Here is a 26,036-nt window from a genome sequence, read left to right on the forward strand (position 1 = left end):
ACACTTTTGCGGCCACCTTTCGAGGGCCGCCGCCCAGCAGAGATTCCATGCGCGCAGAAACCGAACGCCTCGTCGAAGAGATCAAGCAGTCAGTCGGGCTGCTGAGGAGGCATCTTTGACGTCGACCAGTCGACCGTCCGCCTCGCGGAGCTGAACAAGCTCGCCGAGGACCCCGACCTCTGGAACGATCCGCAGAAGGCCCAGAAGCTGATGCAGGAGCGAACCTCGCTGGAGGATTCGCTCACCGGCATCGGCAAGGTCGAGCGTGAGCTGACCGACAACGTCGAGATGATCGAACTCGGCGAGGCCGAGGGCGACGAGGGCGTCGTCCGCGAGGCCGAGGCGGCGCTCAAGGCGCTGAAGAAGGAAGTGGCACGGCGCGAGCTCGAAGCGCTGCTGTCGGGTGAGGCCGATCGCTTCGACACCTATCTCGAAGTCCACGCCGGCGCCGGCGGCACCGAGAGCCAGGACTGGGCCTCGATGCTGCTGCGGATGTACACGCGCTGGGCCGAGAAGCACGGCTTCAAGGTCGAGTATCTCGAAGAATCCGAGGGCGAAGAAGCCGGCATCAAATCGGCGACGATCCAGATCTCGGGGCACAACGCCTATGGCTGGCTCAAGACCGAAGCCGGCGTCCACCGGCTGGTGCGGATTTCGCCGTTCGATTCCAACGCGCGGCGGCACACCTCGTTTTCGTCGGTGCAGATCTTCCCGGTGATCGACAATTCGATCAAGATCGATATCGCGGAGTCCGACGTTCGCGTCGACACCATGCGGTCGGGCGGCGCCGGCGGCCAGCACGTCAACAAGACCGAATCCGCGGTGCGCCTGACCCATATCCCGACCGGCGTTGCGGTGGTCTGTCAGGCCGGCCGCTCGCAGCACAAGAACCGCGCCCAGGCGTGGGACATGCTGCGCGCGCGGCTGTACGAGATCGAGCTGAAGAAGCGCGAGGAGCAGGCCGCCGCCGATCAAGCCGCCAAGACCGAGATCGGCTGGGGCCACCAGATCCGCTCCTACGTGCTGCAGCCCTATCAGATGGTCAAGGACCTGCGCACCGGCGTGCAGACTTCCGACACCTCCGGCGTGCTCGACGGCGACCTCGACGAATTCATGGCCGCGACCCTGGCGCAGCGTGCGTTCGGGACCGGGCCGGGGTCAGTTGAGGACGTGGACTAAGCGTGGGCGCTCCCGCAAAAGTCGGCTTCATCGGTCTCGGCAAGATGGGCCATGGCATGGCCGGCCGGATGCTCGACGCCGGCTTCGACGTCGCGGTATGGAATCGCAATCCGGCAAAGGCCGACGCTCTGATCAGCCGCGGCGCGCGCCGCGCTGCGACGCCGGCCGAGGCCGCACACGCCGCCGATGCGATCGTGACCATGGTCGCCGACGATGAGGCGTCGCAAGCCGTCTGGCTCGGCGCCGATGGTGTCGCGACGACGGCCAAGGTTGGTGCAGTCGCGATCGAATGTTCGACCGTCTCGCATCAACATGCGCTCGAACTCGCCGCGGCGCTGCGTGCGCGTGGATTGACCTACATCGATTGTCCTGTCACGGGCCTGCCCGACGCTGCCGCACGCGGTGAACTCACCTTGCTGATTGGCGCCGAGCCGGGCGATCTCGACGCGGCGCGCCCCTATCTCGCGCCGCTGTCACGGATCATCCGGCATTTCGGTCCCGTCGGGGCCGGCACTGTCTACAAGCTGATCAACAATCTGATGGGCGCGATCCAGATAGCCGGCATCGCCGAAGGCATCGCGATCGCCGAGCAGGCCGGCCTCGACATGGCGCTGGTGCGTGAAGCGCTCGCGGGCAGTGTCGTTGCCAGTCCGCAGGTGCTGCGGCAGGCACCTCGGATGATCGACCGCGACTTCACCAACGCCACCTTTACCGCGGCGCTCCGACACAAGGACGCACGCTACGCGATCGAATTGGCGAAAGCGCTGCGATTGGAGCTACCGCTGTCGCTTGCAGCGGTCGCGAGTTATGCGCGCGCCACCGATGCCGCGCCCGACGACGACGAGGCAAAAATCGTCGAGGTCGTCTCGACGTCACGCCCGCGCAAGTAGCAAGCGGCACCGCGCCGTTGAACGGCGGTGTTCGACCGGCATTCGGAATTCGGGTGGCGGGGCGGCACTCTCTCGAAGATGACTGACGTCGCGAGGTGCGATCATGGCGTCAGGAATTCATCCTATTCATCCACGGGATTGGGCGCTGCTGGTCACGCTGTCGATCCTGTGGGGCGCATCATTCTTTTTCGTGGGCGTAGCTCTGAAGGAGCTGCCGCCTTTCACCATCGTTTTCCTCCGAGCCGCGATCGCTGCGCTGGTCCTGTTCCCGATCGTTTGGGCCCGCAGGATTCCGATGCCGCGCGGAGTCGCCGGCTGGTGGCCCTTTGTCGGAATGGCCTGTCTCAACTACGTCGTTCCGTTCTCCTGCCTCGTGACCGGGCAGACATTCATCTCAACCGGACTGGCGTCCGTGCTCAATGCGACGACACCTTTGTTCACGGTTGTCATCATGGCGGTAGCCGGAGAGGAGCGGCTGACGGCACGGCGTGTCATCGGAGTCGTGGCTGGCGTGGTCGGAGTCGCCGTCCTCCGTGGCCTGGACCTGCGGGAAGCCGAGACGGGGATCGGCGTGGCACTGTGTCTTTGCGCGGCGCTCTCTTATGGGCTTTCGGCGCTACTGGCCCGAAGGCTTCTGATCGGTTTCGCGCCGCTTACCACGGCGACTTCGCAGATGCTGGCGGCGGCCATCATCACGGGCGTCGTCGCGGCGTGTGTCGATCAGCCATTGAGCCTGCCGGTTCCTAGCCTGTCGGTCATTCTGGCCGTGGTGGCGCTCGGCACACTCTCGACCGCGCTCGGCTACGTGCTGTTCTTCCGGATTGTCGCGCGGTCCGGGTCGACCAACGTCATGCTGGTGACGCTCCTGATCCCAGTCACGGCCGTTCTGCTCGGCACCGTCGTGCTGCACGAAAATATCGGCCTTCGTGAACTGATGGGCGGCAGCATGATTGCCAGCGCGCTTCTTATCATCGACGGCCGTGCCTTTGCGTGGTTCGAAGCGCGCAGGTGGCGGACAGAGCGACCTTAGCTCGCCCCCGCCAGCCTAACCCCCGCCCTTAGAAACTTCTGCGGGTCGACCGCTTCGCCGTCGATGCGGGTTTCGTAGTGCAGATGCGGGCCGGTGGAGCGGCCCGTGGAGCCGACTTCGCCGATGATCTGACCGATCTGGACGCTCTGGCCGACCCTGGCGATGATCTTCGAGAGGTGGCCGTAGCGCGTCGACAGGCCGTTGCCGTGGTCGATTTCGACCATCTGGCCGTAGCCGCCCTGCCAGCCCGCGTTGACGACCTTGCCGATCGCGGTGGCGCGGACCGGGTCGCCGGACGAGGCGCGGAAGTCGAGGCCGGTGTGCATCGCCGGGCGGCCGAGAAACGGATCAGTGCGGACGCCGAAGCCGGACGAGAATTCGACATCACCCAGCACCGGCTTGCGATACGGCACCAGCGTCAGCGCGCGATTGAGGCGGTCGAGCTGCGATCGGCTGAGATTGATCCGATAGAGCTGGCGGTCGAACGCACTGGCATTGGCAGACGGCGCCTTCAGCGGCACGAACGGACCGCCAATACCGGCGCGCGGCGCTGCGGCTTCCAGCCCGCGGGCGTCGAGGCCGAGATCGGTCAGCACGCCGCGCATCCGGCGGGCGCGGGATTCGAACGTTTCCTCGACCGAGCCGAGCGTCGCGATCTGCCGCTTCTCGACGAGGTCGAGCGACTGTTCGAGTTTCGTCAGCGCGGTGTCGAGACCCTGAACCTTGGCGTATTGGGTGGTCGGCAGCGCCGGCACCGCTACGGGCGAGCGCGACTCCAGCCGCGCTTCACGATCCGGCGGCGCAATGAAGATCACGGTGTCGTTGATCGGCGACGGCTTCAGCGGCCCGGCGGGCGCACTGTCCGGTGCGGGCGTCCGTGAACTCTTGATGCTGCCGGTGACGGCGACGTCGGGCAGGGTGCTCATCGCGCTGGCGCGGGACTCCAGCATGGTCTGGCGGCGCATCACCTGGTCGAGCTTGTGGTCGAACTGCTCCTGGTCGAGTAATTGCCGGCTGGTGGTGCGGTCGACCTTGGCGCGCAGCTCGGCGATGCGGTCCTCATAGGCGTATTGCATCTCGGCCTGGCGCGCGATCAGCCGGGTCAGGACGTCGTCGCGGAATGCGAAATAGGTCGCGGTGGCGGCCGACCAGCAGCCGAGCAGGACGATGGTGCCGACCACGATCCAGAACAGCACGGGCCCGATCCGGACCTGCCTGCCGGCATGGGCGAAGGTGTAGCTGGAGGCCTCGGCCGCGGCCTGAGCAGGTTGGCCCCCTGGCTGCGGGCGATGCGCCCGGTACGGCGTTTGCCGGCCGTGCGGGGCGTGGTGTTGCTGATGCTCGGAATGGTGACCGGAACGGTAGGACATCGATACTCCCGCGCCGGACGGATACATTTCGTCGGCTCAACGCGCGGGCAGATTTGACCCCGTCATGGTTAATTTTAGGAAAATGGATTCAAAGCAATTGTGCAGCAGCGAGCACCTGATCGGCGTGCCCGTCGACCTTCACATTGCGCCAGACGCGCGCGATTTTGCCGTCCCGGTCGATCAGCACCGTGCTCCGAAGAATGCCCTCGAACTTCCGGCCGTATAAGGATTTTTCGCCCCAGGCGCCGTAGGCCGCGAGCATCGCATGGGTGGGATCGGACAATAGCGGCGTCGCCAGGCTGTGCTTGTCGCGGAAGGAATCCTGCGCCTTCACCGAATCCGCCGAGACGCCGACAACAGCCGTGCCGCACTCTTCGAAGGCCTGTTTCAGCCGGGTGAAGTCGATCGCTTCCCTGGTGCAGCCCGGCGTGTTCGCCCGCGGGTAGAAGAAGAGCACGAGCTTCTTTCCGGAAAAACTTGCCAGCGTGACGGTTTCGCCGCCGTCGCGGGGCAGGGTGAAGGCCGGCGCCTTGGCGCCCTCGGCGGGGCCGGCGGCCGGGGCTGCAGGCTTTGTGTTGGCAGTCTGTCCGGGCGCTTTGGCTTTGGCCTTGGCCCCGCCCGACGGCTTCGCCTTGGCGGCGGCTTTGTTCGCCGATGGCGTCGCTGCAGACTTGTAGACGGCGGCCGCAGATTTCGTCGCCGGCTTCTTCATCGCTTCGGATTTCGAGGGATTCTTGCGCGTTTGCTTGGACATACGCCTTCCTTTCGTCGCTTTCGACGGGTCAAACAGGGCGCTCCGGAGATCGCTGCGGCACTGCCGCTGCTGGGCAAATCCGCTGGCCTCGGGATATGGTTGCAAGGATTCGGCGTCCAGACCATCCGATTGTTGCGTCGGCCCGCTGGCGGGCAGCGAGTCAAGAGTTCAACCGAGGATTTGGCAGCAATGCCGCCACAGGAGCGTATCCTGCGCGTCGGCGCAAAACCCTCCCTCGGCGATCAGGCTGCGACAGAGCGCGTGCACCGAGAGGCCATGGCCAGCGACCCATCGCAAAACGCATCCGGGCCGCATCCTTACCGCGACGATCACGGCGCCGATCACTGGCAGGACAGCGGCTGGGATCCCGAGCACGAGGAGGCTGGACGCCATCGCGCCCGCAAACTGCTGGCCCGGCGCAATCTCGGCTTTCACCGGGTCGACGATTCGGTGCGGCGCTGGCAGAACCGATTGTCCGGAGCCCCCTGGCTGAGGCGGACCGCGATTGCGGTGCTGGTGGTCGGGTTCGTGCTGGCGGCCGGCTTTGGCGGTCTGTGGCTGCGGCTCGGCACCGGACCGATCAATCTGGCGATCGCGACGCCCTGGCTCGCCGATGCGATCGCAGAGAACATCGGAAACGGAAACACCGTCGAGGTTGGCGGCACCCAGATCGAGCGGGTCGGACGGATCCGTGTCGCGGTCCGGATCCGCGATATCGTGGTGCGCGACCGCGACCACGTCATTGTCGCCACTGCGCCGAAAGCGGAAGTCCGGCTGTCCGGCCGGGCGCTGCTGAGCGGAAAACTGCGTGCGGAGAGCTTGCGCCTGGTCGACGCCGAGCTGGCGATCCGGATCACGCCGGATGGTCAGGTGACTGTGTCCACGGGCGACACCGAGCGCCCGATCGCAACCGGCGTCGCCTCGATCCGCAAGCCGCCTGAGTTCACGCTGCCGGGCCAGTCGCCCGCCGCCGCCACGGCGCCCGGCCAAGGCAACGCGATATCGTCTCCGGCGCAGCCGGGCAGCCCGGCGTCATCCGCTGCAGCTGATTCAGACGACGCGATGAAGAGCCTGCTCGCCGGGCTGGATTGGCTCGACAGCCTGAGCCTGACAGGGCTCGACGGCCAGAATCTCAACGAGATCGGCCTGAAGAACGGCAATCTCGTCGTCGACGATCAGCAGCGCGGCAATCGCTGGAGCTTCGAGAATATCAGTCTCAGCCTGCGGCGCCCCAGCCGCGGCGGCGTCGCACTCAGCTTCGGCGAGGAGGGGACCAAGGCGTGGTCGCTGCGGGTTCAGGTCGGCCCGCCGCAGGACGGCGTCCGCGCAGTGGAACTACACGCCAATCAGGTGCCGACGCGCAACATCCTGCTGGCGCTGCGGCTGAAGAACCTGACCTACGGCGCCGACTTCCCGCTCACCGGCGACCTCAAGGGCGAAATTGGCCGCGACGGTCTGCCGACCTATTTCCGCGGCAAGCTGGTCGCCGGCGCCGGCACCGTGATCGACTACGACACGCCCGACTATCCGATGGCGATCGATCAGGCGGAGTTCAATTTCGAATGGGACGCCAATCGGCGTGTGCTGATGGCGCCGTTCAAGATCATTGCCGGCGCCAATCGCGTCACGCTGCTGGCGGCGCTCGAGCCGCCGAACGGCAGCGCACCCGACTGGCGGCTCGCGCTGTCCGGCGGGACCATCGTGCTGCCCGGGGCGGAAGGCGAGGCGCCGCTGATCTTCAATCGCATCGCCGTCCGTGTCAGTTTCGATACCGATCATCGCCGCGTGCTGCTGACCCAGGCCGACATCAACAACGGCGAGATCGGCGTCGCCGGCTCCGGCAGCATCGACTACAGCGGCGAGCCGCGGCTGCAGCTGGGACTGGCCGGCACGCCGATGTCGGTCTCGGCGCTGAAGCGGATGTGGCCGATCCTGGTCGTCCCGGAAGTACGGGAATGGGTCAACGGTCGGATCGACCAGGGCTCGATCCAGAGCATCGACATCGCCGTCAATTCGCCGGTGAAGAACCTGTCGCGGCGCGGGCCGCCGATTCCGGACGAGGGGCTGTTGGTCAACATCGTCGGCACCGGCGCGATGATTCACCCGGTGGACGGCATGCCATGGGTACGCGACGCCGACATGCGGGTCCGCGTGACCGGCCGCTCCGCTGCAGTCGCGATCGCGCAGGCGAATTCCGAGACGCAGAGCGGCCGCAAGATCGCGCTGTCGGATATCCTGTTCGAGGTGCCGGATATGGCGCCGAAGCCGTCGCCGTCGCGGATCAGGTTCAAGCTCGACGCGCCGGTGCCGGCCGTCGCCGAGGTGCTGTCGTCGGGACGTCTCAGCGACGTCAGTGACGTGCCGATCGATCCCAACACCAGCAAGGGCGCCGTCAACGCGCAGATCATGCTCGGGATGCCGATCCAGCGCGAGCTGACCAAGGCCGACACCACCTATTCGATCAATGCCGACGTCACCGGCTTCTCTGCCGACAAGCTGGTGATGGGGCAGAAGCTCGAGGCGAATACGCTCAAGGTGATCGCCAGCAATCAGGGCTATCAGGTCAAGGGCGACGTCAAGATCAACGGCCAGGCTGCGACGCTCGATTATCGCAAGCCGGCCGAGGGCGAGGCCGATGTCCGGCTGCAGTCGACGCTGGACGACGCCAGCCGCGCCAAGCTCGGGCTCGATCTCGGCAGCGCGGTCTCCGGCGCCGTGCCTGTGAAGCTGGTCGGCAAGATCGGCGACAACGGGCAGGAGACCAGGTTCGGCATCGACGCGGACCTCACCGCCGTGAAGCTCGACAACATCCTTCCCGGCTGGACCAAGCCGTCGGGCAAGACGACGCGCGCGACGTTCAACGTCATTCAGAAGCCGCAAGCGATCCGGTTCGAGGACATTCAGATCGAAGGCAACGGCACGCTGATCAAGGGCTCGCTGGAAGTCGATGACGACGGCGACCTGATCAACGCGAACTTCCCGGTGTATTCGCCGTCCGAAGGCGACAAGACCACGCTGAAAGCCGAGCGCGGCCAGGACGGCGCGCTGAAAGTGGTGATGCGCGGCGACGTGTTCGACGGCCGCGGTTTCATCAAGTCGGCGCTGTCGGGCACCCAGGTCGAACCCAAGGCCAAGACCAAGAGCCTCGATTTCGACCTCGATCTCAAGCTCGGCGCTGTCGCGGGCTATTTCGGCGAGGCGCTGCGCAGCGTCGACGTGAAGATGGTCCGTCGCAACGGTGCATTCCGCATCTTCACGCTGAGCGGCAAGCTCGGCCGCGATACGCCGATCACCGCCGAACTGCGCGGCAAGAACCGCGGCCGCGAGGTGATCTACCTCGAGACCAACGACGCCGGCGCATTCCTGCGCTTCTCCGACACCTACTCGAAAATGTATGGTGGCCAGCTCGCGCTGGCGGTCGAGCCGCCGACCGCCGAGCCCCGCCCGAAGGAAGGGCTGATCAACGTCCGCGACTTCACCGTCAAGGGTGAAGCCGCCCTCGAACGCGCCGCCGCCGGCGCGCCCGGCGGCACCTCGGCGGGTCTGGCGTTCTCACGGCTGCGTGCCGAGTTCACCCGGGAGAACGGCCAGCTCTCGGTGCGCGATGGCGTGGTGAAGGGGCCGACCATCGGCGCGACGATCGAGGGCTCGATCGACTATCCGGCCAATCAGGTCCGGATGAGCGGCACCTTCGTGCCGATGTACGGTTTGAACAACATGTTCGGGCAGATCCCGATCGTCGGCCTGTTCCTCGGTGGCGGCAGCAACGAGGGCCTGATCGGCGTGACCTATGAAGTGGTCGGGACGCCCGGTCAGCCGGTGCTGCGCATCAATCCGATTTCGGCGATGGCGCCGGGCGTGCTGCGCAAGATCTTCGAGTTCAACACTGGCCGACAGAACAGCGGCGCCGATTTCCCGACGCCGCCGAACTGATTTCGAACTTCGCGCCGAAACGCTTACTCCTTGGTGCGCAGCCACGGCACCATGCGGCCGAGCGTGGAGTCGTGGCGCCCGTATTGATGCCACAGTGCCCCGACGACGTGGATGAAGACCACGATGACCGTCGCCAGGAACAGCGGCCCGTGGGCCGCGTGCAGCGCGCCGGCCACCGCCTTGTCGGCTTCGAGCAGCGGCGGGATGCCGAGCAGATCGATGCCGCGGCCGGAGAACAGCGTCATGCCGATGCCGGTGGCGGGCAGGGCGAGCAGCAGCAGATACAACAGGCCGTGGCTGATCCGGGCGATCACCTTGCTGAAGCGCGGCGACGGCACCAGATCCGGCGCGCCGTGGATCTTGATCCAAAGAACGCGCAGCAAAGCCAGGCCGAGCACGACCACGCCGATCGCCTTGTGCCAGTCATACAGCGTGCGACGCAGCGGGTCGGCTTTGTCAAGGTCCTGCGCGTAGTTCATGGAGGCGAACAGCGCGATCACGGCGAAGAAGATCACCCAATGAATTGTGACGGCGAGGGCGCCGTATTCACTGGGACGTTTTTCGGCGGTGTCGAGAGTTGTCGTGGTCATGATGTCTCCGAAACGAAAGCGCGGCGCGAGCAGCCCAAGGGGTCAGCAGCTCACCGGGCGATGGTGCCCGGCTTCGTGGCTTGGGCGATGTGATCGAGCGCAAATCCGCTGAACACATTTTGCTGATCACGGGAGCGCGCGTGCCGCCAATGCCGGGGCTATGCCACGCCAGCGATTGCGAAATCATGACCGATGTCTGCTACTGCGTAGCAGTAGCGAGCGCTTATTGTCGCTCCCGCAGCGCCGGCACCACCAGAAACGGAATCATGCCGATCAGCACGCTGACCAGCGCGAAGCCGATCACCGGGTCGTAGCTGTTGCTGAGATCGTGGATCAGGCCGCCGCACCAGGAGCCGATTGCCGATCCGAGCCCGCTGCCGACCGCGATCGTGCCGTAGATCAGCCCGACCTGTTTGCCGCGAAACAGTCGCATCGCGGTCGCCGTGATCAGCGGTCCGCGCGAGCCTATCATGCTGCCGAAGCACAGGACGAAACCGGTCAGCAGGACGTAGTTGGGATGCCATTTCAGCAGCCACAGCATCACGATGCCGGCGATCGAGATCGCATAGCTGAACAGGATCGACGGCCGGCGGCCGATCACGCCGTCGAGCCAGCTTACGCCGAGCATGCCGATCACCAGCACCACGCCGGAGAACCCCCAGGCAGTCGCCGCCTGCAGCGGCGGAAAGCCGGCGTCGACCAGATAGGCGACGACTTGGGCAGCGATCGCGTACATCCCGATGGCCGTGAAGAAGAAGGTGGCGAACAGCGCCCAGAAGGCGTGGTGGCGTATCGCCGCGCGCAGCGTCCAGCCGTCGTCCGGCGCGTCGAGCGTCGCTGCTCGCATCGCGCGGGGAGCTCCGGCGGCAAAGCGCCGCCATGGCAGCATCAGCAGCGGCACCAGCAGCAGGAGCATCGCCGCGCCGAGCATTTCGTAGGCGCCGCGCCAGCCGGAGCGTTCGATCAACACCTGCGCGATCGGCAGCATCAGCAGAACGCCGGCGCCGGTCGCGGAATACACCACGGCCATCGCGGTGGGCAGCCGCGCCCCGAACCAGCGGCCGAGCAGGATCGAGTTCGGCACAGTGCCGGTCAGCGCGATGCCGAGCCCGACGCACAGGCCGACGGCGATCTGCAATTGCCAGAGTTGCTGGGCGATGGCCGCGCCGAGGAAGGCGCCGCCGAGCAGCAGCAGACCCAGCATGTAGACCACGCGGGGGCCGGAGCGGTCGAACAGCCGGCCGACAAAGGGCGAAGCGAGGCCGCTGCACAGCGCTGTCAGCGAATAGATCGACACCACCTCGGCGCGGTCCCAGCCGAAGGATTGCGAGATCGGCAGCAGGAAGACGGTGAAGCTTTCGCCGAGGCCGCGGCCGAGCAGCGACAGCACGAAACACACGCCGAGCACGACGAGGCCGGTCCGCTGCGAGATGCGCTGATCCAAGGTCGATCCTTCCCGGAAGACGTTGGCTCCATGGAGCGCGTTTCCGCGGGAATGAACAGCGCCGGCGGCGAATGGGGCTATGCGGGTTTGAGCAGCACGTGCTTCTTCTTGCCCATCGACAGCTTGATGACGCCGTCGGCCGTGAGGTCCGCCGCGGTCAGCGCCATCTTCTCGTCGGTCACCGGCACGTCGTTGACCCGCAGGCCGCCGGCCTTGATCTGCCGGCGCGCTTCGCCGTTGGAGGCGACGAGATTGGCCTTCTCGGCGAACGCCGCGAGCACGCCGATGCCGGCGTCGAGTTCGGCGCGCGCGATATCGACGCTCGGCAGATCCTGCGCGGTGCCGCCCTGTTCGAAGGTGGTGCGCGCGGTCACCTCCGCCTTTTCTGCGACGTCACGGCCGTGCATCAGCGCGGTCGCCTCGGTGGCGAGCACCTTCTTGGCCTCGTTGATCTCGGCGCCCTGCAGCTTCGCCAGCCGCTCGATTTCGCCCATCGGCAGCAGCGTGAACAGTTTGAGGAAACGGCCGACGTCGGCGTCCTCGGTGTTGCGCCAGTACTGCCAGTAATCGTAGGGCGCCAGCATGTCGCCATTGAGCCAGACCGCGCCGGCGGCGGTCTTGCCCATCTTGGCGCCCGAGGAGGTGGTCAGCAGCGGGCAGGTCAGGGCGTGGAGCTGATGCGTGCCCATCCGGCGGCCGAGGTCGACGCCGGTGACGATGTTGCCCCACTGGTCGGAGCCGCCCATTTGAAGGTTGCAATTGTAGCGCCGCGCCAGCTCGACGAAATCGTAGGACTGCAGGATCATGTAGTTGAATTCGATGAACGACAGCTCCTGCTCGCGCTCGAGCCGCATCTTCACCGAATCCATCGTCAGCATGCGGTTGATCGAGAAGTGCCGGCCGATGTCGCGCAGCATCTCGATGTAGTTCAGCCTGGTCAGCCATTCGGCGTTGTCGGCCATCACCGCTTTGTTGCCGCCGTCGCCGAAGTGGATGAACTTCGAGAACGTGCCCTTGATCGACTCCTTGTTGGCGTCGATCTGCTCGTAGGTCAGGATCTTGCGGGTCTCGTCGCGGCCGGAGGGATCGCCGACCCGCGTGGTGCCGCCGCCCATCAGCGCGATCGGCTTGTTACCGGTGACTTGCAACCAGTGCAGCATCATGATCGACAGCAGATGACCGACATGCAGCGACGCCGCGGTGCAGTCGTAACCGACATAGGCGACCACCTCGCCGCGCGCCGCCAGCGCGTCCAGCGAGTCCGGATCGGACATCTGATGGATGAAGCCCCGGCTCTGGAGCACATTCATAAAATCAGACTTAAAAGCGGTCATCTTTATCGATCTCTGATCACTGTTATTTCACGCATCGCGCAGATCGCCTGCGCTGGATGCCCGTGAGGGCTTTCGATCGCGTTACCGTGTGGCATTATAAGAACCGCGTGTTTGACACAAGTTGGACGTTCCGCGGCGGCCCGAAAGGCGCGATGCCATGATGTTGACGGCGATCGGATTGATGAGCGGGACCTCGCTCGACGGGGTCGACGTCGCCTTGATCGAGACGGACGGCCGGCATGTGTCCGCGCTCGGGCCCTCCGGCTATCGGGCCTACACCGAGACCGAGCGCGGGCTGCTGCGTCAGGCTCTGGCCGAGGCCCCGCATCTCGACCGGCGCGACGCGCGCCCGGGCATTCTCGCCGTGGCCGAGCGCGCGGTGACGATCGCGCACGCCGAGGCGGTCGCGGCCTTCGTCGCGCAGAACCGGATTTCCGCCGGCGCCATCGACATCGTCGGTTTCCATGGTCAGACCGTGCTGCATCGGCCCGCTTCGAAATTGACGGTTCAGATCGGCGACGCGCAGGCGCTGGCGAAGGCGATCCGGATTCCGGTGATGCACGATTTCCGGGCCGCCGATGTCGCGGCCGGCGGTCAGGGGGCGCCGTTCGTCCCGGTCTATCACCGCGCGCTGGCGCAATCGCTCGGTCGCGAGTGGCCGATCGTGGTGGTCAATATCGGCGGCGTGTCCAACATCACCTATATCGACGGCAACGACGCGCTGATCGCCTGCGACACCGGGCCTGGCAACGCGTTGCTTGACGATTTCATGTTCCGCACGATCGGCCAGCCGTTCGACTGCGAGGGCCGGCTGGCGGCGCAGGGCACGCCCGACCAAGGCTGGGTTGCGGACGCCCTGCGGCATCCGTTCTTCGTCCAGCCGCCGCCGAAATCGCTGGATCGCAACGATTTCGCGACTCTGGCGCTGCGGGGCTGGTCGGCGGCCGATGGTGCGGCGACGCTGACGGCGTTCACCGCGGGCGCGATCGCAGCCATCGTGCCGTTGCTGCCGAAGCCGCCGCATAGCTTCGTGGTCACCGGCGGTGGCGCGCGCAATCTGACGATGATGCGGATGCTGCGCGAGCAACTCGCGCCGGCGCAGGTCGAGAGCACCGATGCGCTGGGCTGGTCGGCCGATGCGATGGAAGCGCAGGCGTTCGGATTCCTGGCCGCGCGGGGCCTGAAAGGCCTGCCGCTCAGCTACCCCGCGACCACCGGCGTCGCTTATCCGATGACCGGCGGGCTGCTGGCGCGACCCTAGCCCGTCTGCGTCATTGCGAGCGCAGCGAAGCAATCCAGAGCGCCGTGCACGGAGCTGGATTGCTTCGTCGCTGCGCTCCTCGCAATGACGGGCGGAAGCGTCAGCGGACGTTGGCGAGCCGCATGTCGAGATAGGACGTCACCGTTTCCATCAGCGGCTCCATCTTGTCTTCGAAGAAGTGGTTGGCGCCGGGGATGGTCTGCTGGTCGATGACGATGCCCTTCTGGGTCTTCAGCTTTTCGACCAGCGTGTTGACGTCCTTGGCGGGCGCGACAATGTCCTTCTCGCCGTGCACGATCAGGCCGGACGACGGGCAGGGCGCCAGGAACGAGAAATCGTAGCGATTCGGCTCCGGCGCGATCGAGATGAAGCCCTCGACTTCGGGGCGGCGCATCAGCAGTTGCATGCCGATCCAGGCGCCGAACGAGAAGCCGGCGACCCAGCAGGCGCGGGCTTCGGGGTTGATGGTCTGCGCCCAGTCGAGCGCCGAAGCGGCATCGGACAATTCGCCGGTGCCGTGGTCGAACGAGCCCTGGCTGCGGCCGACGCCGCGGAAATTGAAGCGCAGCACCGAGAATCCGCGCGCCACGAAGGCGTAATAGACCTGATAGACGATCGGATGGTTCATGCTGCCGCGGAACTGCGGATGCGGGTGCAACACCATCGCGATCGGCGCGTTCTTCTGCTTGGCCGGGTGGTAGCGGCCTTCGAGTCGGCCTGCGGGACCGGTGAAAATGACTTCAGGCATCAGCGATCCTTGGTAGATTGGGGTGGGCCTGGCGCGTCGGGCGCACGCGGGCCCTGCCAAAACGGCCGTTGGCCGCCGTCCGGCAGATCAGGCAACGGCGGAATGAACGGGGAAGTGCGTTCTAGCATGGAGCGCAGGGCCAATTGCAAGCATATTGAACATTGCAGCGCGCCAGATCCGATCCCGGATCGCAGGTTCCCGAAAATGGAACCGGCTCAGGCTGTTACAGAAGGACAGGCAATTCGTGACGGCCGACCGGGTGTATCTCGACTGGAATGCGACAACGCCGTTACGGCCGGAGGCCAGGGCGGCGATTGCGACTGCGCTGGATATGGCCGGAAATCCCTCCTCGATTCACGCCGAGGGCCGGGCCGCGCGCGGCCTGGTCGAGCAGGCGCGGGGAACGGTCGCGGCAGCGGTCGGAGCCGAGCCGCGGAATGTCGTGTTTACGTCAGGAGGGACAGAAGCCAACACGCTGGCGCTCACGCCCGGACTCCGGATCGGTTCTCAAACAATTGACCGGCTTGTCGTTTCGGCGATCGAGCACGCTTCGGTGCTGGCCGGCGGGCGGTTTCCGCATACGGGCGTCGCGACGGTTCAGGTGACACGTGAAGGCGTTGTCGATCTGGATCACCTGCGCAGCCTGCTGGCGGGCGCGCGCCCTGCGCTGGTCTCGGTGATGCTCGCCAACAACGAGACCGGCGCGCAGCAACCCATTCATGATATTGCCGAAATCGTCCATGCCGCGGATGGCCTGCTGCATGTCGATGCGATTCAGGCGTTGGGCAAAATCCGCTTTACGCTCAAGGAATTGGGAGCCGACCTTGTGTCGCTGTCGGCGCACAAGGTCGGCGGACCGAAGGGCATTGGCGCTTTGGTGCTGAGGGACAATCTTGTCGCTCCGGAACCGGTGCTGCGGGGCGGCGGGCAGGAGCTGGGGCGGCGTGCCGGGACAGAGAATGTCGCTGGTATTGCGGGCTTCGGTGCGGCGGTCGCGGCGGCGATACCAACGATGGCCGAGGACATGGCGCGGGTCGAAAAACTGCGCAATCGGCTTGAGGCAAACCTGCGGCAAACCGAAGGCAGCGTGATCATCGCCGAATCCGTGCCGCGGTTGCCGAACACGACGCTGTTCGCGGTGCCGGGACTTCGCGCCGAGACCGCGGTGATCGGCTTCGACCTCGCCGGAATCGCGGTGTCGTCCGGGTCGGCGTGCTCGTCGGGCAAAGTTCGCGCGTCGCACGTGCTGGAGGCGATGGGGTTTGGTCCGGAACTTGCTCAGTCCGCGATACGGCTCAGTCTCGGCTGGTCGAGTAGCGAATCCGACATTGATCGATGCCTGCAGGCTTGGCGAAAGCTTGCAGGCAACCTAACTAAAAGGGATCATGAAACAGTGCTTGAACGGTTCTAAGAGGGTTTCATCCCGCGCCGGATCGTGTAAGCATGTTCCAGCAGATCCACCGCGGTCCTTGAAACCGCGAGCGGAGGTTTAAATGGCTGCCGTCCAAGAGACCGTCGATCGGGTTCGCCAGATCGACGTCGATCAATATCGATATGGATTCGAGACGCTGATCGAATCCGACAAGGCCCCCAAGGGGCTGTCGGAAGACATCGTCCGCTTCATCTCAGCGAAGAAGAACGAACCGGACTGGATGCTGCAGTGGCGGCTCGAGGCCTATCGTCGCTGGCTGACCATGACCGAGCCGACCTGGGCGCGGGTGGACTATCCGAAGATCGATTTCCAGGATCTCTACTACTATTCGGCGCCGAAGCCGAAAAAGACGATCGGCTCGCTCGACGAGATCGATCCCGAGATCCTGAAGACCTACGAGAAGCTCGGCATTCCGCTGCGTGAAGTGGCGCTGCTGGAAGGCGTGGAGCCGCGTCCGGGCGAGCCGAACACGCCGAGCCGCAAGATCGCGGTCGATGCGGTGTTCGATTCGGTGTCGGTGGCGACCACGTTCCAGGCCGAGCTGAAGAAGGCCGGCGTGATCTTCATGCCGATCTCGGAAGCGATCAAAGAGCATCCCGAGCTGGTGAAGAAATATCTCGGCACCGTGGTGCCGACCTCGGACAATTATTACGCGACGTTGAACTCCGCGGTGTTCTCCGACGGCTCGTTCGTCTACGTGCCGCCGGGCGTGCGCTGTCCGATGGAGCTGTCGACCTATTTCCGCATCAACGAGCGCAACACCGGCCAGTTCGAGCGCACGCTGATCATCGCCGACAAGGGCTCCTACGTCAGCTATCTCGAAGGCTGCACCGCGCCGCAGCGCGACGAGAACCAGCTGCACGCCGCCGTGGTCGAGCTGATCACGCACGACGACGCCGAGATCAAGTACTCGACGGTGCAGAACTGGTATCCGGGCAATTCGGAAGGCAAGGGCGGCATCTACAACTTCGTCACCAAGCGTGGCGACTGCCGCGGCAACAATTCCAAGATCTCCTGGACCCAGGTCGAGACCGGTTCGGCGATCACCTGGAAATATCCGAGCTGCATTCTGCGCGGCGATAACTCGCGTGGCGAGTTCTACTCGATCGCGATCTCGAACGGCTATCAGCAGGTCGACTCGGGCACCAAGATGATCCATCTCGGCAACAACACGACGAGCCGGATCATCTCCAAGGGCATCGCGGCCGGCCGATCGCAGAACACCTATCGCGGCCTCGTCACCGCGCACCGCAAGGCCAAGGGCGCGCGCAACTTCACCGCCTGTGACTCGCTGCTGATCGGCGACCAGTGCGGCGCGCACACCGTGCCGTATATCGAGGCCAAGAACGCCTCGGCGCTGTTCGAGCACGAAGCCACCACGTCGAAGATCTCCGAGGACGTGCTGTTCTACTGCATCCAGCGTGGCCTCAGCCAGGAAGAGGCGGTCGGCCTCGTGGTCAACGGCTTCGTCAAGGACGTGCTGCAGCAACTGCCGATGGAGTTCGCGGTGGAGGCCCAGAAGCTGATCTCGATCAGTCTCGAAGGCTCGGTCGGATAATCCGGAAGCCCTCATCCTGAGGAGGTCGCGAAGCGGCCGCCTCGAAGGATGGCAACGATAAAGTCATATCAACTCGTCCTTCGAGACGCGCGCGAGGCGCGCTCCTCAGGACGAGGGCCACACAGGAAGGCTGGCAATGTCCGCACTGCTCGAAGTCAAAAATCTCCAGGTCCGCGTCGCCGAGCGCGAAATTCTGCACGGGCTGACGCTCAGCGTGAATGCCGGCGAGGTGCACGCGATCATGGGGCCGAACGGCTCCGGCAAGTCGACGCTCTCCCACGTGATCGCCGGCAAGCCGGGCTACGAAGTCACCGGCGGCGAGATCCTGTTCAAGGGCGAGGACCTGCTGGCGATGGCGCCGGACGAGCGCGCCGCCAAGGGCGTGTTCCTGGCGTTTCAATATCCGGTCGAAATTCCCGGCGTGGCGACCATGACGTTCCTGCGCACCGCGCTGAACGCGCAGCGCAAGTCGCGTGGCGAAGTCGAACTCTCGACGCCGGATTTCCTCAAGCGCGTCCGCGAGGTCGCAAGCTCGCTCGGCATTCCGCAGGAGATGCTGAAGCGCGGCGTCAATGTCGGCTTCTCCGGCGGCGAGAAGAAGCGCAACGAAGTGTTGCAGATGGCGTTGTTCCAGCCGAGCCTGTGCATCCTCGATGAAATGGACTCGGGCCTCGACATCGACGCGCTGCGCATCGCCTCCGAAGGCGTCAACGCGCTGCGCACGCCGGACCGCGCGATGGTGGTGATCACCCATTATCAGCGGCTGCTGGACTACATCGTGCCCGACCACGTCCACGTGATGTCGCGCGGCAAGGTGGTGAAGAGCGGCGGCAAGGAACTGGCGCTCGAACTCGAAGCCAACGGCTACGCGCAATATCAGGAAGCGGCGGCCTAAGGCGGATCGGACGGATCAGATGAATATCGCAGTGGCGAAGACCGACAAGATGGACATGGCGGGCGCGAATTTTGCGAGCGTCGCGGCGCGCCAGCCGGAGGCCGGCAAGGTCGCGGACGCCCGCCGCGAGGCCCTTGGCGCGTTCCAGCGCATCGGCCTGCCGCATCGCCGGATCGAGGACTGGAAATACACCGATCTGCGCGCGCTGATGCGCGAGGTGCTGCCGGTGGCGCCTGCGCCCGACGCCGCGGCGCTGGCGCGTGCCGAGGCGGCGGTGAGGCTGCACGCGATCGAGGGCGTCCGCCGGCTGGTGGTGGTCGACGGCGCGCTGGTGCCGGCGCTGTCCGATCTGTCGTCGCTGGAGGCCGGGCTGTCGATCCGCAGCCTGCGCGATGCGCTCGATGCCGGCGACGACCGGCTGCTGTCGCTCGACAATGCCAATCCGATGACGGCGCTCAACACCGCGCTGATGACCGACGGCGTGGTGATCGAGGTCGCCGACGGCGCCAGGCTGACAAGGCCGCTGCACATCCTGCACATCGCCTCGGGCGGCGTGCCTTCGGCGATGTTCACGCGCTCGCTGATCGCGCTTGGTGACAACGCGACGGCGACCGTGGTCGAGAGCTATGTCGCCGGCGAAAGCGCCGGCGTGTATCAGGTGCACGACGCAGCGGTGATCACGATCGGCGACGGCGCGCGGCTGGATCACGTCCGGCTGATCGAGGATTCGCGCGAGGCCTTCAACATCGCTGCGGCGGAGGTGCGTGTCGGCACGCACGCACACTACAACGTCGTCGGAATCGCCACCGGCGGGCTGGTCAGCCGCTATTCGTCGACCGTGACGATCGTCGGCGAACACGCGCAGGTCGAGACCAACGGCGTCAACCTGCTCAACGGCAAGCAGCACGCCGACACCACGCTGGTGATGAATCACGACGTGCCGCATTGCGTCAGCCGCGAAGGTTTCCGCGCGGTGGCCGACGATCGCGGGCATTCGGTGTTTCAGGGCCGGATCAATGTGCGCCAGCCGGCGCAAAAGACCGACGCCAAGATGATGACGCGGGCGCTGCTGTTGTCCGACGAGGCCGAGGCCGACAACAAGCCGGAGCTCGAGATCTTCGCCGACGACGTCACCTGCGGCCACGGCGCCGCGATCGGCGCGCTCGACGATCAGCTGCTGTTCTATCTGCGCGCGCGCGGCCTTGCCGAGAAGGAAGCCGAAGCGCTGCTGATCCAGGCCTTCGTCGGCGAGGCGATCGAGGCGATCGCCGACGACAATCTGCGCGAACTCGCGATCGGCGCCGCCGAGCGCTGGCTGGCGGCGCGGGGGTAGGGCGGACAATCATGCAGTCGGCGTCCCGGAGCCAGAAGCGAGCACGCACTTCACCTCTCCCCGCGTGCGGGGAGAGGTCGGATCGTCGCGTAGCGATGATCCGGGTGAGGGGGCGTCTCGCCGAGTCTCGGCCTCGCGGAGACGCCCCCTCACCCCAGCCCTGTCCCCGCGCGCGGGGAGAGGGAGTCGATGCGGCACTGCTGCGATCGCTCTCGAGTTGGAAGGCCTGACATGGCGCATCCCGCGGTTTCAAACGGATCCTACGACGTCGCCAAAGTCCGCGAGGATTTTCCGGCGCTGGCGCTGAAGGTCTATGGCAAGGATCTGGTGTATCTCGACAACGCCGCCTCGGCGCAGAAGCCGCGCGTGGTGCTGGAGCGGATGACCAAGGCGTATGAGAGCGAATACGCCAACGTACATCGCGGCCTACATTATCTCGCCAACGCCGCGACCGAAGCCTATGAGGGCGGCCGCACCCGCGTGCAGCATTTCCTCAACGCCAAGCGGCCGGAAGAGATCATCTTCACCCGCAACGCCACCGAGGCGATCAACCTCGTCGCCTCGTCGTTCGGCGCGCCGAATATCGGCGAGGGCGACGAGATCGTGCTCTCGATCATGGAGCACCATTCCAACATCGTGCCGTGGCATTTCTTGCGCGAACGTCAGGGCGCTGTTCTCAAATGGGCGCCGGTCGACGACGACGGCAATTTCCTGATCGACGAGTTCGAGAAGCTGCTGGGGCCCAGGACCAAGCTGGTCGCGATCACCCAGATGTCGAACGCGCTCGGCACCATCGTGCCGGTCAAAGAGGTGGTGAAGCTGGCGCACGACCGCGGCATTCCGGTGCTGGTCGACGGCAGCCAGGGCGCGGTGCATCTGTCCATCGACGTGCAGGACATCGACTGCGACTTCTACATCATGACCGGCCACAAGCTGTACGGCCCGACCGGGATCGGCGTGCTGTACGGCAAGTACGATGTGCTCGCGAAGATGCGGCCCTACAATGGCGGCGGCGAGATGATCCGCGAAGTGGCGCAGGACTGGGTCACCTATGGCGACCCGCCGCACCGCTTCGAGGCCGGCACGCCGGCGATCGTCGAGGCGGTCGGGCTTGGGGCCGCGATCGATTACGTCAATTCGATCGGAAAAGAGCGCATCGCCGCGCACGAACACGATCTTTTGACGTATGCGGAACAGCGGCTGCGCGAGATCAATTCGCTGCGGATCATCGGCACCGCCCGGGGCAAGGGACCGGTGATTTCCTTCGAGATGAAGGGCGCTCACCCGCACGACATCGCCACCGTGATCGACCGCCAGGGCATCGCGGTGCGGGCGGGAACCCATTGCGTGATGCCGTTGCTGGAGCGGTTCCAGGTCACGGCCACGTGCCGAGCGTCTTTCGGCATGTATAATACCCGTGAGGAAGTCGACCAACTCGCTAATGCGCTGATCAAGGCGCGGGACCTGTTCGCATGACCGATACGATCGAAGCCAAGGCCAATATGCAGACCGTCTCGGCGCTGCCGCCCGAGGAAACCGAGCGGCTCGGCACCGAGATCGTCGCGGCGCTGAAGACGGTGTTCGATCCGGAGATCCCGGCCGACATCTACGAACTCGGCCTGATTTACAAGGTCGAGATCAAGGACGACCGCACCGTCGACGTCGACATGACGCTGACGACGCCGAACTGCCCGGCGGCGGCGGAGCTGCCGACCATGGTGGAGAACGCGGTCGCCACCGTGCCGGGCGTCGGTGTGGTCAACGTCGCGATCGTCTGGGAGCCGCCGTGGACGCCGGAGCGGATGAGCGACGAGGCCCGCCTCGTGCTGAATATGTGGTGAGACGATTGGCCGTCATTGCGAGGAGCGGAGCGACGAAGCAATCCAGCGCCGCGCGTGCCGCCCCTGGATTGCTTCGCTTCGCTCGCAATGACGGGACTGACTGAGAAGAACAATGTCACACACGGGCGGCCTTGAACCGCCACGAGGACGTGAACACATGTCGGAGATGACACCGCTTTCCAACACCGAGAAGCCCGCGCGCCGGCAGCGCCCGCAGGTGATGCGCCTGACCGACGCCGCCGCGAGCCGCGTCAAGGACCTGATGTCGCGCGCCGACAGCGAGATCGTCGGGCTGCGCGTCGGCATCAAGAACGGCGGCTGCGCCGGGCAGTCCTACACCGTCGAATACGCCCACGACCTGAAGGCGAGCGACGAGGTGATCGAGGACAAGGGCGTCAAGATCCTGATCGACCCCAAGGCCGTGCTGTTCCTGCTCGGCACCGAGATGGACTACAAGGCCGACAAGATGCAGGCACAGTTCGTGTTCAACAACCCGAACCAGATCTCGGCCTGCGGCTGCGGCGAATCGGTCGAACTGGTGCCGGCGAATATCGACGGCTGAGCGGCCCCGGCGGCTTCGCCGGGCGTTCGGCGCCGGGCGCCTCCACAGAAAACACCCGAAAAGCGTTCGATTCACTCCAGAACTGCAGCGGCATTAATCCAGCTTTAAGTTCCAGTTGCGAAGACCTTGCAGGTATTATTTGCAGGGGAGAGCTTCGGTATGAAGCGTCGGGATTTTCTGTTGGGCGCCGCGGCGCTGGGCCTTGGCGGGCCGCTGCTGGGCAAGGCCGCGATCTCGTCGCTGCACGCGCAGCAGGCCGCGCCGCAGGGCGCCAAAATCGCCAAGGTCGCGGTCTTCCCGGCGATCGGCTTCTCGCGCGTCGGCAATGCGGACGAATGGTTCCTCGCGCCCGAAGTGCCCGGCCTTTTGCCCGAGCCGGACGGCGGCTTCAAGGATGCGCGCGGCCGCATCAAGAAGCAGGTGCAGCGCTTCCGGCTGTTCGGCTATGACGATCAGGGCCGCGTGGTGCGCGAGATCGACGCCGCGCAGGCGAAGTGGAGCGTGCACGTCGCCAACACCAAGGCCTCCTGGTACGGCTTCGTCAACGCGATGGATCAGGGCCAGGCGGCGCCGGGGGTGCCGGGCGCGCAGCGCAACGCCTTCATCGTGCTCGACAAGCGCGACGCGATGCTGTGCATCGATCCCGGCGCGGTGGCGATTTCCGGCGCTGGCGTCAACGGCGCGGGCGGCGACGACAACTACAAAATGCAGGGCCGGTTCTGGCAGAAGCTCGACGTGCCGCTCGGCCATCTGCGCACCGACGACAAGGGACGCCTGCTGGTGTTCGCCGCCGACGGCGTGTCGCGCTCCTCGCTGCCGCAGAATCCGGTGCGCGACTTCACCAACAATGACGGCTGGCACGACGACTGGGCCGACGGCTGGGTCAAGGCCGACGTCAGGGTCGACGGCCAGACCTTCGACTGCGAGCCGGCGTGGATCGTGTGCTGCGGGCCGAAATTCGCGCCGCAGCTCGAGCCGATCGTGACGCTGTACGACGCCGCGCGCGAGGCGATGATCGGCTCCGGCCAGTTGCAGGCGCCGGCCGACAAGGTCTCGTTCCGCCGCGACGTGCTGCCGATCCTGCGCCGCGCCGGCGCGATGCAATGGGTCGCGGCGGCGTCGTTCCTGGGCGCGGCGTGGCACGACGTCGGCGATCTGTCGGACCCCGCGATCATCGAGGGGCTCGCGAAGCCGACAGCTGATACCAGGGCCGCGCGCAAGAAGGTGTTCGACATCTTCCGTAGGCCCGGCGGCGAGGATCAGCGCGCCTATGCGGTGCCGATCATGCTCGGCGACGGCGTCAACTATCCGGACAGCCGGCATTCCTGGCTGACGCTGACGCCGACGCAATATCGCGTGCTGGAGCTGTGGGCCGACGGCAGGTTCGAGGCCGACTACAGCAACGCCGCCGTCGATGCGGTCAGGACGCTCGACGATCTGCCGGTGGAATTGCGGCCGGAGGCGATGACGCGCGCGGCGCTCGATGCCTGCTCGGGCGGCGCGTTTCATCCCGGCGTCGAGATCACCTGGCCGATCCGCCACAAGGCGCTGTATCGCGGCCCCAACGAAACCAGATTGCCGTTCCGGATCGCACTGTCGAACCGCAAATCGCTCAATCAGGATCTCGGGCTGCAGCTCAATCCGGTGAACGTGTTCGCCGGCAATCCGGACAAGCCGGATCAGGGCGCGCCGATCGGCCCGCAGGCGCCGGGCGATCTGACGCGCTGGATGGGCGTGCCGTGGCAGGGCGACGCGTTCAGTTGCCAGGCGGTGCTGACCGCGTCGGGCTTCCCGACGCCGGTGTGGTGGCCGGCGCTGCTGCCGGTCGATGTGCTGCCGGAGGCGTTCTACAAGCAGATGATGCGCACCGATCTGTCCGAAGAGGAGCGGCTGCGGTTCTATCACACGCGCGTGCCGTGGGCGCGCGGCGCGGCCGGCATCGGCCTGCATGTCGAGGCCGGCTACACCGACGGCCTGCGCCGGATGATCGAATTGTGGACGCGGATGGGCGTGGTGGTGAAGCGGCCCGGGCCGAAGGGGCTTCCGGGCGTGCCCGAGCAGGTGTTCGTCGAGGTGCAGCGCGGCTCGATGGATATCATCGAACCGAACCCGCAGCGCTAGCGGATGGACCGCATTGCCGTCGTCGGCGCCGGCGTGGCGGGACTGGCCGCCGCCCGGCGGCTCGTCCTGGCGGGCCATCGTCCGGTTCTGATCGCCCCGGATATCGCGGTGCCGAACCGCGGCGAAACGCTGTCGCCGAAAGCGGCGACGCTGCTCGAAGCGCTGCAATGGCCGCATCTGCTCGACGCCGACAGCACTTTGCTCGGGGAAGGTCGGTTCTCGGTATGGGGCGATGCCACGCTGCGCAAGGCGCCCGATCACGTGGGGCTCGGCTATCATCTGGATCGCGCGCAGTTCGAGCGGCTGATGCGCACGGCGCTGTTCACGGGCGAGCTCGAGCGGGTGCGGACCGGCGTGACCGCGATCGCGCACCGTCCCGACGGCGTCGAGCTGACGCTCGCCGATCGGGCGGTGATCTCGGCGCCCGCTGTGATCGACTGCACCGGACGCGCGGCGCTGTCGTCCGGCGAGGCCGCGCAGCGCCGGCGGCTCGACCGCCTGATCGCGGCGTGGCGCGTGCTCGATCTGCCCGACGATGCCGAGACCGTTCCGGCGACGCTGGTCGAAGCGGTGGAGCTCGGCTGGTGGTACATGTCGCCGCTGCCCGGCCGGCGGATGATGCTCGGCCTGTTCACCGACAGCGATCTCGTCCCCACCGGCGTCGCGCGGGACGGCGTGCGCTGGGCCGGTCTCGCAGCCGGCACGATCGCCATCGCGCCGCGGCTCGCGAGCCTCGGGCTGGAGGCGTCCGCGGCGGAGACGCCGCCGGCGATCGCGCCGGCCGCGTCGATCACCGTCGGCCGTCTCATCGAAGGCCGCATCGTGCGGGCAGGCGATGCCGCCGCGACGCTCGATCCGATCGGCGCCAACGGCCTCGCCACCGCGCTGTGGAGCGGCACCCAAGCGGCCGGCGCCGCGCTCGGCCTGGCCGAGGGGCATGCCGATGCCGGCGCAGCCTATGAGCGCGATTACTTGCAGGGCGTCGCGCATCAGCTCGCGACCCAGAACGCGATGTACGCCTCGGAACCGCGTTTCGCCGCCGCGCCGTTCTGGCGCCGGCGGCAGATCAAATCCCCCGAAACCGATCACAAGGAGAGATTCACATGATCCGTCCGCTCCGCGCGCTGTTCGCGGTCGCCGCTGTCGCCGCTGCCTCGCCCGGCGTCGCATCGGCGCAGGACAAGTCCGCCGTGCAGATCATCGCTCCGACCGACAAGACCATCACCCCGAGCGGGACCTGGAGCATCGGCGCGCGCGCCGGCGACTTCGTGTTCATCGGCGGGATGCGCGGCACCGACCGGGTCACAGGCAAGATGGTCGAGGGCGACGAGGCGCGGGTTCGGCGGATGTTCGACAACATGCTGGCCGCCGCCGAGGCCGCCGGCGCAAGCAGGCACGATGCGGTGCGGCTCACCGTGTTCGTCACCGACGTCGCCAAGTATCGGCCGGTGGTCAACAAGGTGCAGAAGGATATCTGGGGCGACGGTCCGTACCCGCCGCGCACCGTGCTGCAGGTGCCGGCACTCGACCAGGGCGACATCGCCGAAATCGACGGGACGTTCTATGCGCCGGTGAAGAAGTAGTCCGCAGCCCGTGACACGGGTCGAAAGGCGACGCTCCACATCACCGCCGTCATCACCCGCGCAGGCGGGTGGTCGAGTATTGCAGAGCGAGAGAGGCTCGGCGACGACGCCTGATTGCGCAGGCGCTCTGGAATACTGGGTCGCCCGCTTTCGCGGGCGATGACGGGAGTGAGCTTTC

At 66.2% G+C, this 26,036-nt stretch carries 21 protein-coding genes; 15 read left to right on the forward strand and 6 right to left on the reverse strand.

Annotated features, from left to right (window positions below; translation table 11 throughout):
• Positions 1–47: 47 nt before the first annotated feature.
• The 3 genes from prfB to ACTZWT_RS14845 all read left to right on the forward strand — a co-directional run bounded on the left by prfB (position 48) and on the right by ACTZWT_RS14845 (position 3,099).
• Positions 48–1,179 (forward strand): peptide chain release factor 2 gene (gene prfB, locus ACTZWT_RS14835; protein ID WP_444770445.1). Its coding sequence is split into 2 segments (ribosomal slippage): positions 48–116 and positions 118–1,179, totalling 1,131 coding nucleotides; the frame shifts between segments, so codons are not numbered across the junction.
• 2 nt (positions 1,180–1,181) lie between these two features.
• Entirely contained in the window at positions 1,182–2,069 is an 888-nt protein-coding gene (locus ACTZWT_RS14840) for an NAD(P)-dependent oxidoreductase (protein ID WP_444770446.1), read from the forward strand.
• Between the two features lie 103 nt (positions 2,070–2,172).
• Positions 2,173–3,099: a DMT family transporter gene (locus ACTZWT_RS14845; protein WP_444770447.1), complete on the forward strand. Its 927-nt coding sequence runs from the start codon at positions 2,173–2,175 to the stop codon at positions 3,097–3,099.
• Here the strand turns inward: ACTZWT_RS14845 and ACTZWT_RS14850 are convergent.
• Positions 3,096–4,469, reverse strand: coding sequence for a M23 family metallopeptidase (locus ACTZWT_RS14850; protein WP_444770448.1), 1,374 nt, complete (start codon positions 4,467–4,469; stop codon positions 3,096–3,098). The two genes, ACTZWT_RS14845 and ACTZWT_RS14850, sit on opposite strands and share 4 nt — an antisense overlap.
• Before the next feature lie 88 nt (positions 4,470–4,557).
• Positions 4,558–5,223 carry a peroxiredoxin gene (locus tag ACTZWT_RS14855; RefSeq protein WP_444770633.1) on the reverse strand — a complete coding sequence of 222 codons (666 nt, stop codon included), beginning with the start codon at positions 5,221–5,223 and terminating at the stop codon, positions 4,558–4,560.
• A gap of 189 nt (positions 5,224–5,412) precedes the next feature.
• Between ACTZWT_RS14855 and ACTZWT_RS14860 the strand changes: the two genes are divergently transcribed.
• Positions 5,413–9,156: a YhdP family protein gene (locus tag ACTZWT_RS14860; RefSeq protein ID WP_444770449.1), complete on the forward strand. Its 3,744-nt coding sequence runs from the start codon at positions 5,413–5,415 to the stop codon at positions 9,154–9,156.
• A gap of 23 nt (positions 9,157–9,179) precedes the next feature.
• Here the strand turns inward: ACTZWT_RS14860 and ACTZWT_RS14865 are convergent, their stop codons facing one another.
• The 3 genes from ACTZWT_RS14865 to tyrS form a co-directional block, all read right to left on the reverse strand.
• Positions 9,180–9,746: a cytochrome b gene (locus tag ACTZWT_RS14865; protein ID WP_444770450.1), complete on the reverse strand. Its 567-nt coding sequence runs from the start codon at positions 9,744–9,746 to the stop codon at positions 9,180–9,182.
• Between the two features lie 223 nt (positions 9,747–9,969).
• Entirely contained in the window at positions 9,970–11,190 is a 1,221-nt protein-coding gene (locus tag ACTZWT_RS14870; RefSeq protein WP_444770451.1) for an MFS transporter, read from the reverse strand.
• Between the two features lie 77 nt (positions 11,191–11,267).
• On the reverse strand, positions 11,268–12,524 hold the full coding sequence (gene tyrS, locus ACTZWT_RS14875; RefSeq protein ID WP_444770452.1) for a tyrosine--tRNA ligase: 1,257 nt from the start codon (positions 12,522–12,524) through the stop codon (positions 11,268–11,270).
• 157 nt (positions 12,525–12,681) lie between these two features.
• On the opposite strand from tyrS, the gene ACTZWT_RS14880 reads away from it, so the two are divergent.
• Complete coding sequence (locus ACTZWT_RS14880; protein WP_444770453.1) at positions 12,682–13,785, forward strand: anhydro-N-acetylmuramic acid kinase; 1,104 nt, start codon at positions 12,682–12,684, stop codon at positions 13,783–13,785.
• A 100-nt stretch (positions 13,786–13,885) separates the two neighbouring features.
• Here ACTZWT_RS14880 and ACTZWT_RS14885 read toward each other — a convergent pair whose 3' ends face one another.
• Complete coding sequence (locus ACTZWT_RS14885; protein ID WP_322516887.1) at positions 13,886–14,533, reverse strand: alpha/beta hydrolase; 648 nt, start codon at positions 14,531–14,533, stop codon at positions 13,886–13,888.
• Between the two features lie 244 nt (positions 14,534–14,777).
• Between ACTZWT_RS14885 and ACTZWT_RS14890 the strand changes: the two genes are divergently transcribed.
• From ACTZWT_RS14890 to ACTZWT_RS14935, 10 genes are all read left to right on the forward strand, one after another.
• Positions 14,778–15,944: a cysteine desulfurase family protein gene (locus tag ACTZWT_RS14890; RefSeq protein ID WP_444770634.1), complete on the forward strand. Its 1,167-nt coding sequence runs from the start codon at positions 14,778–14,780 to the stop codon at positions 15,942–15,944.
• An 82-nt stretch (positions 15,945–16,026) separates the two neighbouring features.
• On the forward strand, positions 16,027–17,523 hold the full coding sequence (gene sufB, locus ACTZWT_RS14895) for a Fe-S cluster assembly protein SufB (RefSeq protein WP_444770454.1): 1,497 nt from the start codon (positions 16,027–16,029) through the stop codon (positions 17,521–17,523).
• Between the two features lie 136 nt (positions 17,524–17,659).
• Positions 17,660–18,418 carry a Fe-S cluster assembly ATPase SufC gene (gene sufC, locus ACTZWT_RS14900; RefSeq protein WP_444770455.1) on the forward strand — a complete coding sequence of 253 codons (759 nt, stop codon included), beginning with the start codon at positions 17,660–17,662 and terminating at the stop codon, positions 18,416–18,418.
• 19 nt (positions 18,419–18,437) lie between these two features.
• Positions 18,438–19,751, forward strand: a complete 1,314-nt coding sequence (gene sufD, locus ACTZWT_RS14905; RefSeq protein WP_444770456.1) for a Fe-S cluster assembly protein SufD — start codon at positions 18,438–18,440, stop codon at positions 19,749–19,751.
• Positions 19,752–19,982: 231 nt separating this feature from the next.
• A complete protein-coding gene (locus ACTZWT_RS14910) occupies positions 19,983–21,227 on the forward strand; it encodes a cysteine desulfurase (RefSeq protein WP_444770457.1) in 1,245 nt (414 codons plus the stop codon).
• Positions 21,224–21,592 (forward strand): SUF system Fe-S cluster assembly protein, encoded by a 369-nt coding sequence (locus tag ACTZWT_RS14915; protein ID WP_011441875.1) that lies wholly within the window; start codon positions 21,224–21,226, stop codon positions 21,590–21,592. The genes ACTZWT_RS14910 and ACTZWT_RS14915 overlap by 4 nt, the downstream gene beginning before the upstream one ends.
• A 157-nt stretch (positions 21,593–21,749) precedes the next feature.
• A complete protein-coding gene (gene sufA / locus ACTZWT_RS14920) occupies positions 21,750–22,154 on the forward strand; it encodes a Fe-S cluster assembly scaffold SufA (protein WP_444770458.1) in 405 nt (134 codons plus the stop codon).
• A gap of 159 nt (positions 22,155–22,313) precedes the next feature.
• A complete protein-coding gene (gene goxA, locus ACTZWT_RS14925) occupies positions 22,314–24,275 on the forward strand; it encodes a CTQ-dependent glycine oxidase GoxA (protein ID WP_444770459.1) in 1,962 nt (653 codons plus the stop codon).
• Between the two features lie 3 nt (positions 24,276–24,278).
• Positions 24,279–25,382: an NAD(P)/FAD-dependent oxidoreductase gene (locus ACTZWT_RS14930; protein ID WP_444770460.1), complete on the forward strand. Its 1,104-nt coding sequence runs from the start codon at positions 24,279–24,281 to the stop codon at positions 25,380–25,382.
• A complete protein-coding gene (locus ACTZWT_RS14935) occupies positions 25,379–25,858 on the forward strand; it encodes a RidA family protein (protein ID WP_444770461.1) in 480 nt (159 codons plus the stop codon). The genes ACTZWT_RS14930 and ACTZWT_RS14935 overlap by 4 nt, the downstream gene beginning before the upstream one ends.
• The last annotated feature ends 178 nt before the right edge of the window (positions 25,859–26,036 follow it).

It is taken from the genome of Rhodopseudomonas sp. NSM (genome assembly GCF_052445935.1).
In the GTDB taxonomy this organism is placed as follows: domain Bacteria; phylum Pseudomonadota; class Alphaproteobacteria; order Rhizobiales; family Xanthobacteraceae; genus Rhodopseudomonas.

What these genes read in the sequence shown, in the direction of transcription:
- ACTZWT_RS14880 (WP_444770453.1), top strand. Translation starts at nt 12,682, where the DNA reads ATGATGTTGACGGCGATCGGATTGATGAGCGGGACCTCGCTCGACGGG.
- sufC (WP_444770455.1), top strand. Translation starts at nt 17,660, where the DNA reads ATGTCCGCACTGCTCGAAGTCAAAAATCTCCAGGTCCGCGTCGCCGAG.
- ACTZWT_RS14885 (WP_322516887.1), bottom strand. Translation starts at nt 14,533, where the DNA reads ATGCCTGAAGTCATTTTCACCGGTCCCGCAGGCCGACTCGAAGGCCGC.
- ACTZWT_RS14845 (WP_444770447.1), top strand. Translation starts at nt 2,173, where the DNA reads ATGGCGTCAGGAATTCATCCTATTCATCCACGGGATTGGGCGCTGCTG.
- ACTZWT_RS14855 (WP_444770633.1), bottom strand. Translation starts at nt 5,223, where the DNA reads ATGTCCAAGCAAACGCGCAAGAATCCCTCGAAATCCGAAGCGATGAAG.
- sufB (WP_444770454.1), top strand. Translation starts at nt 16,027, where the DNA reads ATGGCTGCCGTCCAAGAGACCGTCGATCGGGTTCGCCAGATCGACGTC.
- sufA (WP_444770458.1), top strand. Translation starts at nt 21,750, where the DNA reads ATGTCGGAGATGACACCGCTTTCCAACACCGAGAAGCCCGCGCGCCGG.
- ACTZWT_RS14930 (WP_444770460.1), top strand. Translation starts at nt 24,279, where the DNA reads ATGGACCGCATTGCCGTCGTCGGCGCCGGCGTGGCGGGACTGGCCGCC.
- ACTZWT_RS14910 (WP_444770457.1), top strand. Translation starts at nt 19,983, where the DNA reads ATGGCGCATCCCGCGGTTTCAAACGGATCCTACGACGTCGCCAAAGTC.
- ACTZWT_RS14860 (WP_444770449.1), top strand. Translation starts at nt 5,413, where the DNA reads ATGCCGCCACAGGAGCGTATCCTGCGCGTCGGCGCAAAACCCTCCCTC.
- ACTZWT_RS14915 (WP_011441875.1), top strand. Translation starts at nt 21,224, where the DNA reads ATGACCGATACGATCGAAGCCAAGGCCAATATGCAGACCGTCTCGGCG.
- goxA (WP_444770459.1), top strand. Translation starts at nt 22,314, where the DNA reads ATGAAGCGTCGGGATTTTCTGTTGGGCGCCGCGGCGCTGGGCCTTGGC.
- ACTZWT_RS14865 (WP_444770450.1), bottom strand. Translation starts at nt 9,746, where the DNA reads ATGACCACGACAACTCTCGACACCGCCGAAAAACGTCCCAGTGAATAC.
- sufD (WP_444770456.1), top strand. Translation starts at nt 18,438, where the DNA reads ATGAATATCGCAGTGGCGAAGACCGACAAGATGGACATGGCGGGCGCG.
- ACTZWT_RS14935 (WP_444770461.1), top strand. Translation starts at nt 25,379, where the DNA reads ATGATCCGTCCGCTCCGCGCGCTGTTCGCGGTCGCCGCTGTCGCCGCT.
- ACTZWT_RS14850 (WP_444770448.1), bottom strand. Translation starts at nt 4,469, where the DNA reads ATGTCCTACCGTTCCGGTCACCATTCCGAGCATCAGCAACACCACGCC.
- tyrS (WP_444770452.1), bottom strand. Translation starts at nt 12,524, where the DNA reads ATGACCGCTTTTAAGTCTGATTTTATGAATGTGCTCCAGAGCCGGGGC.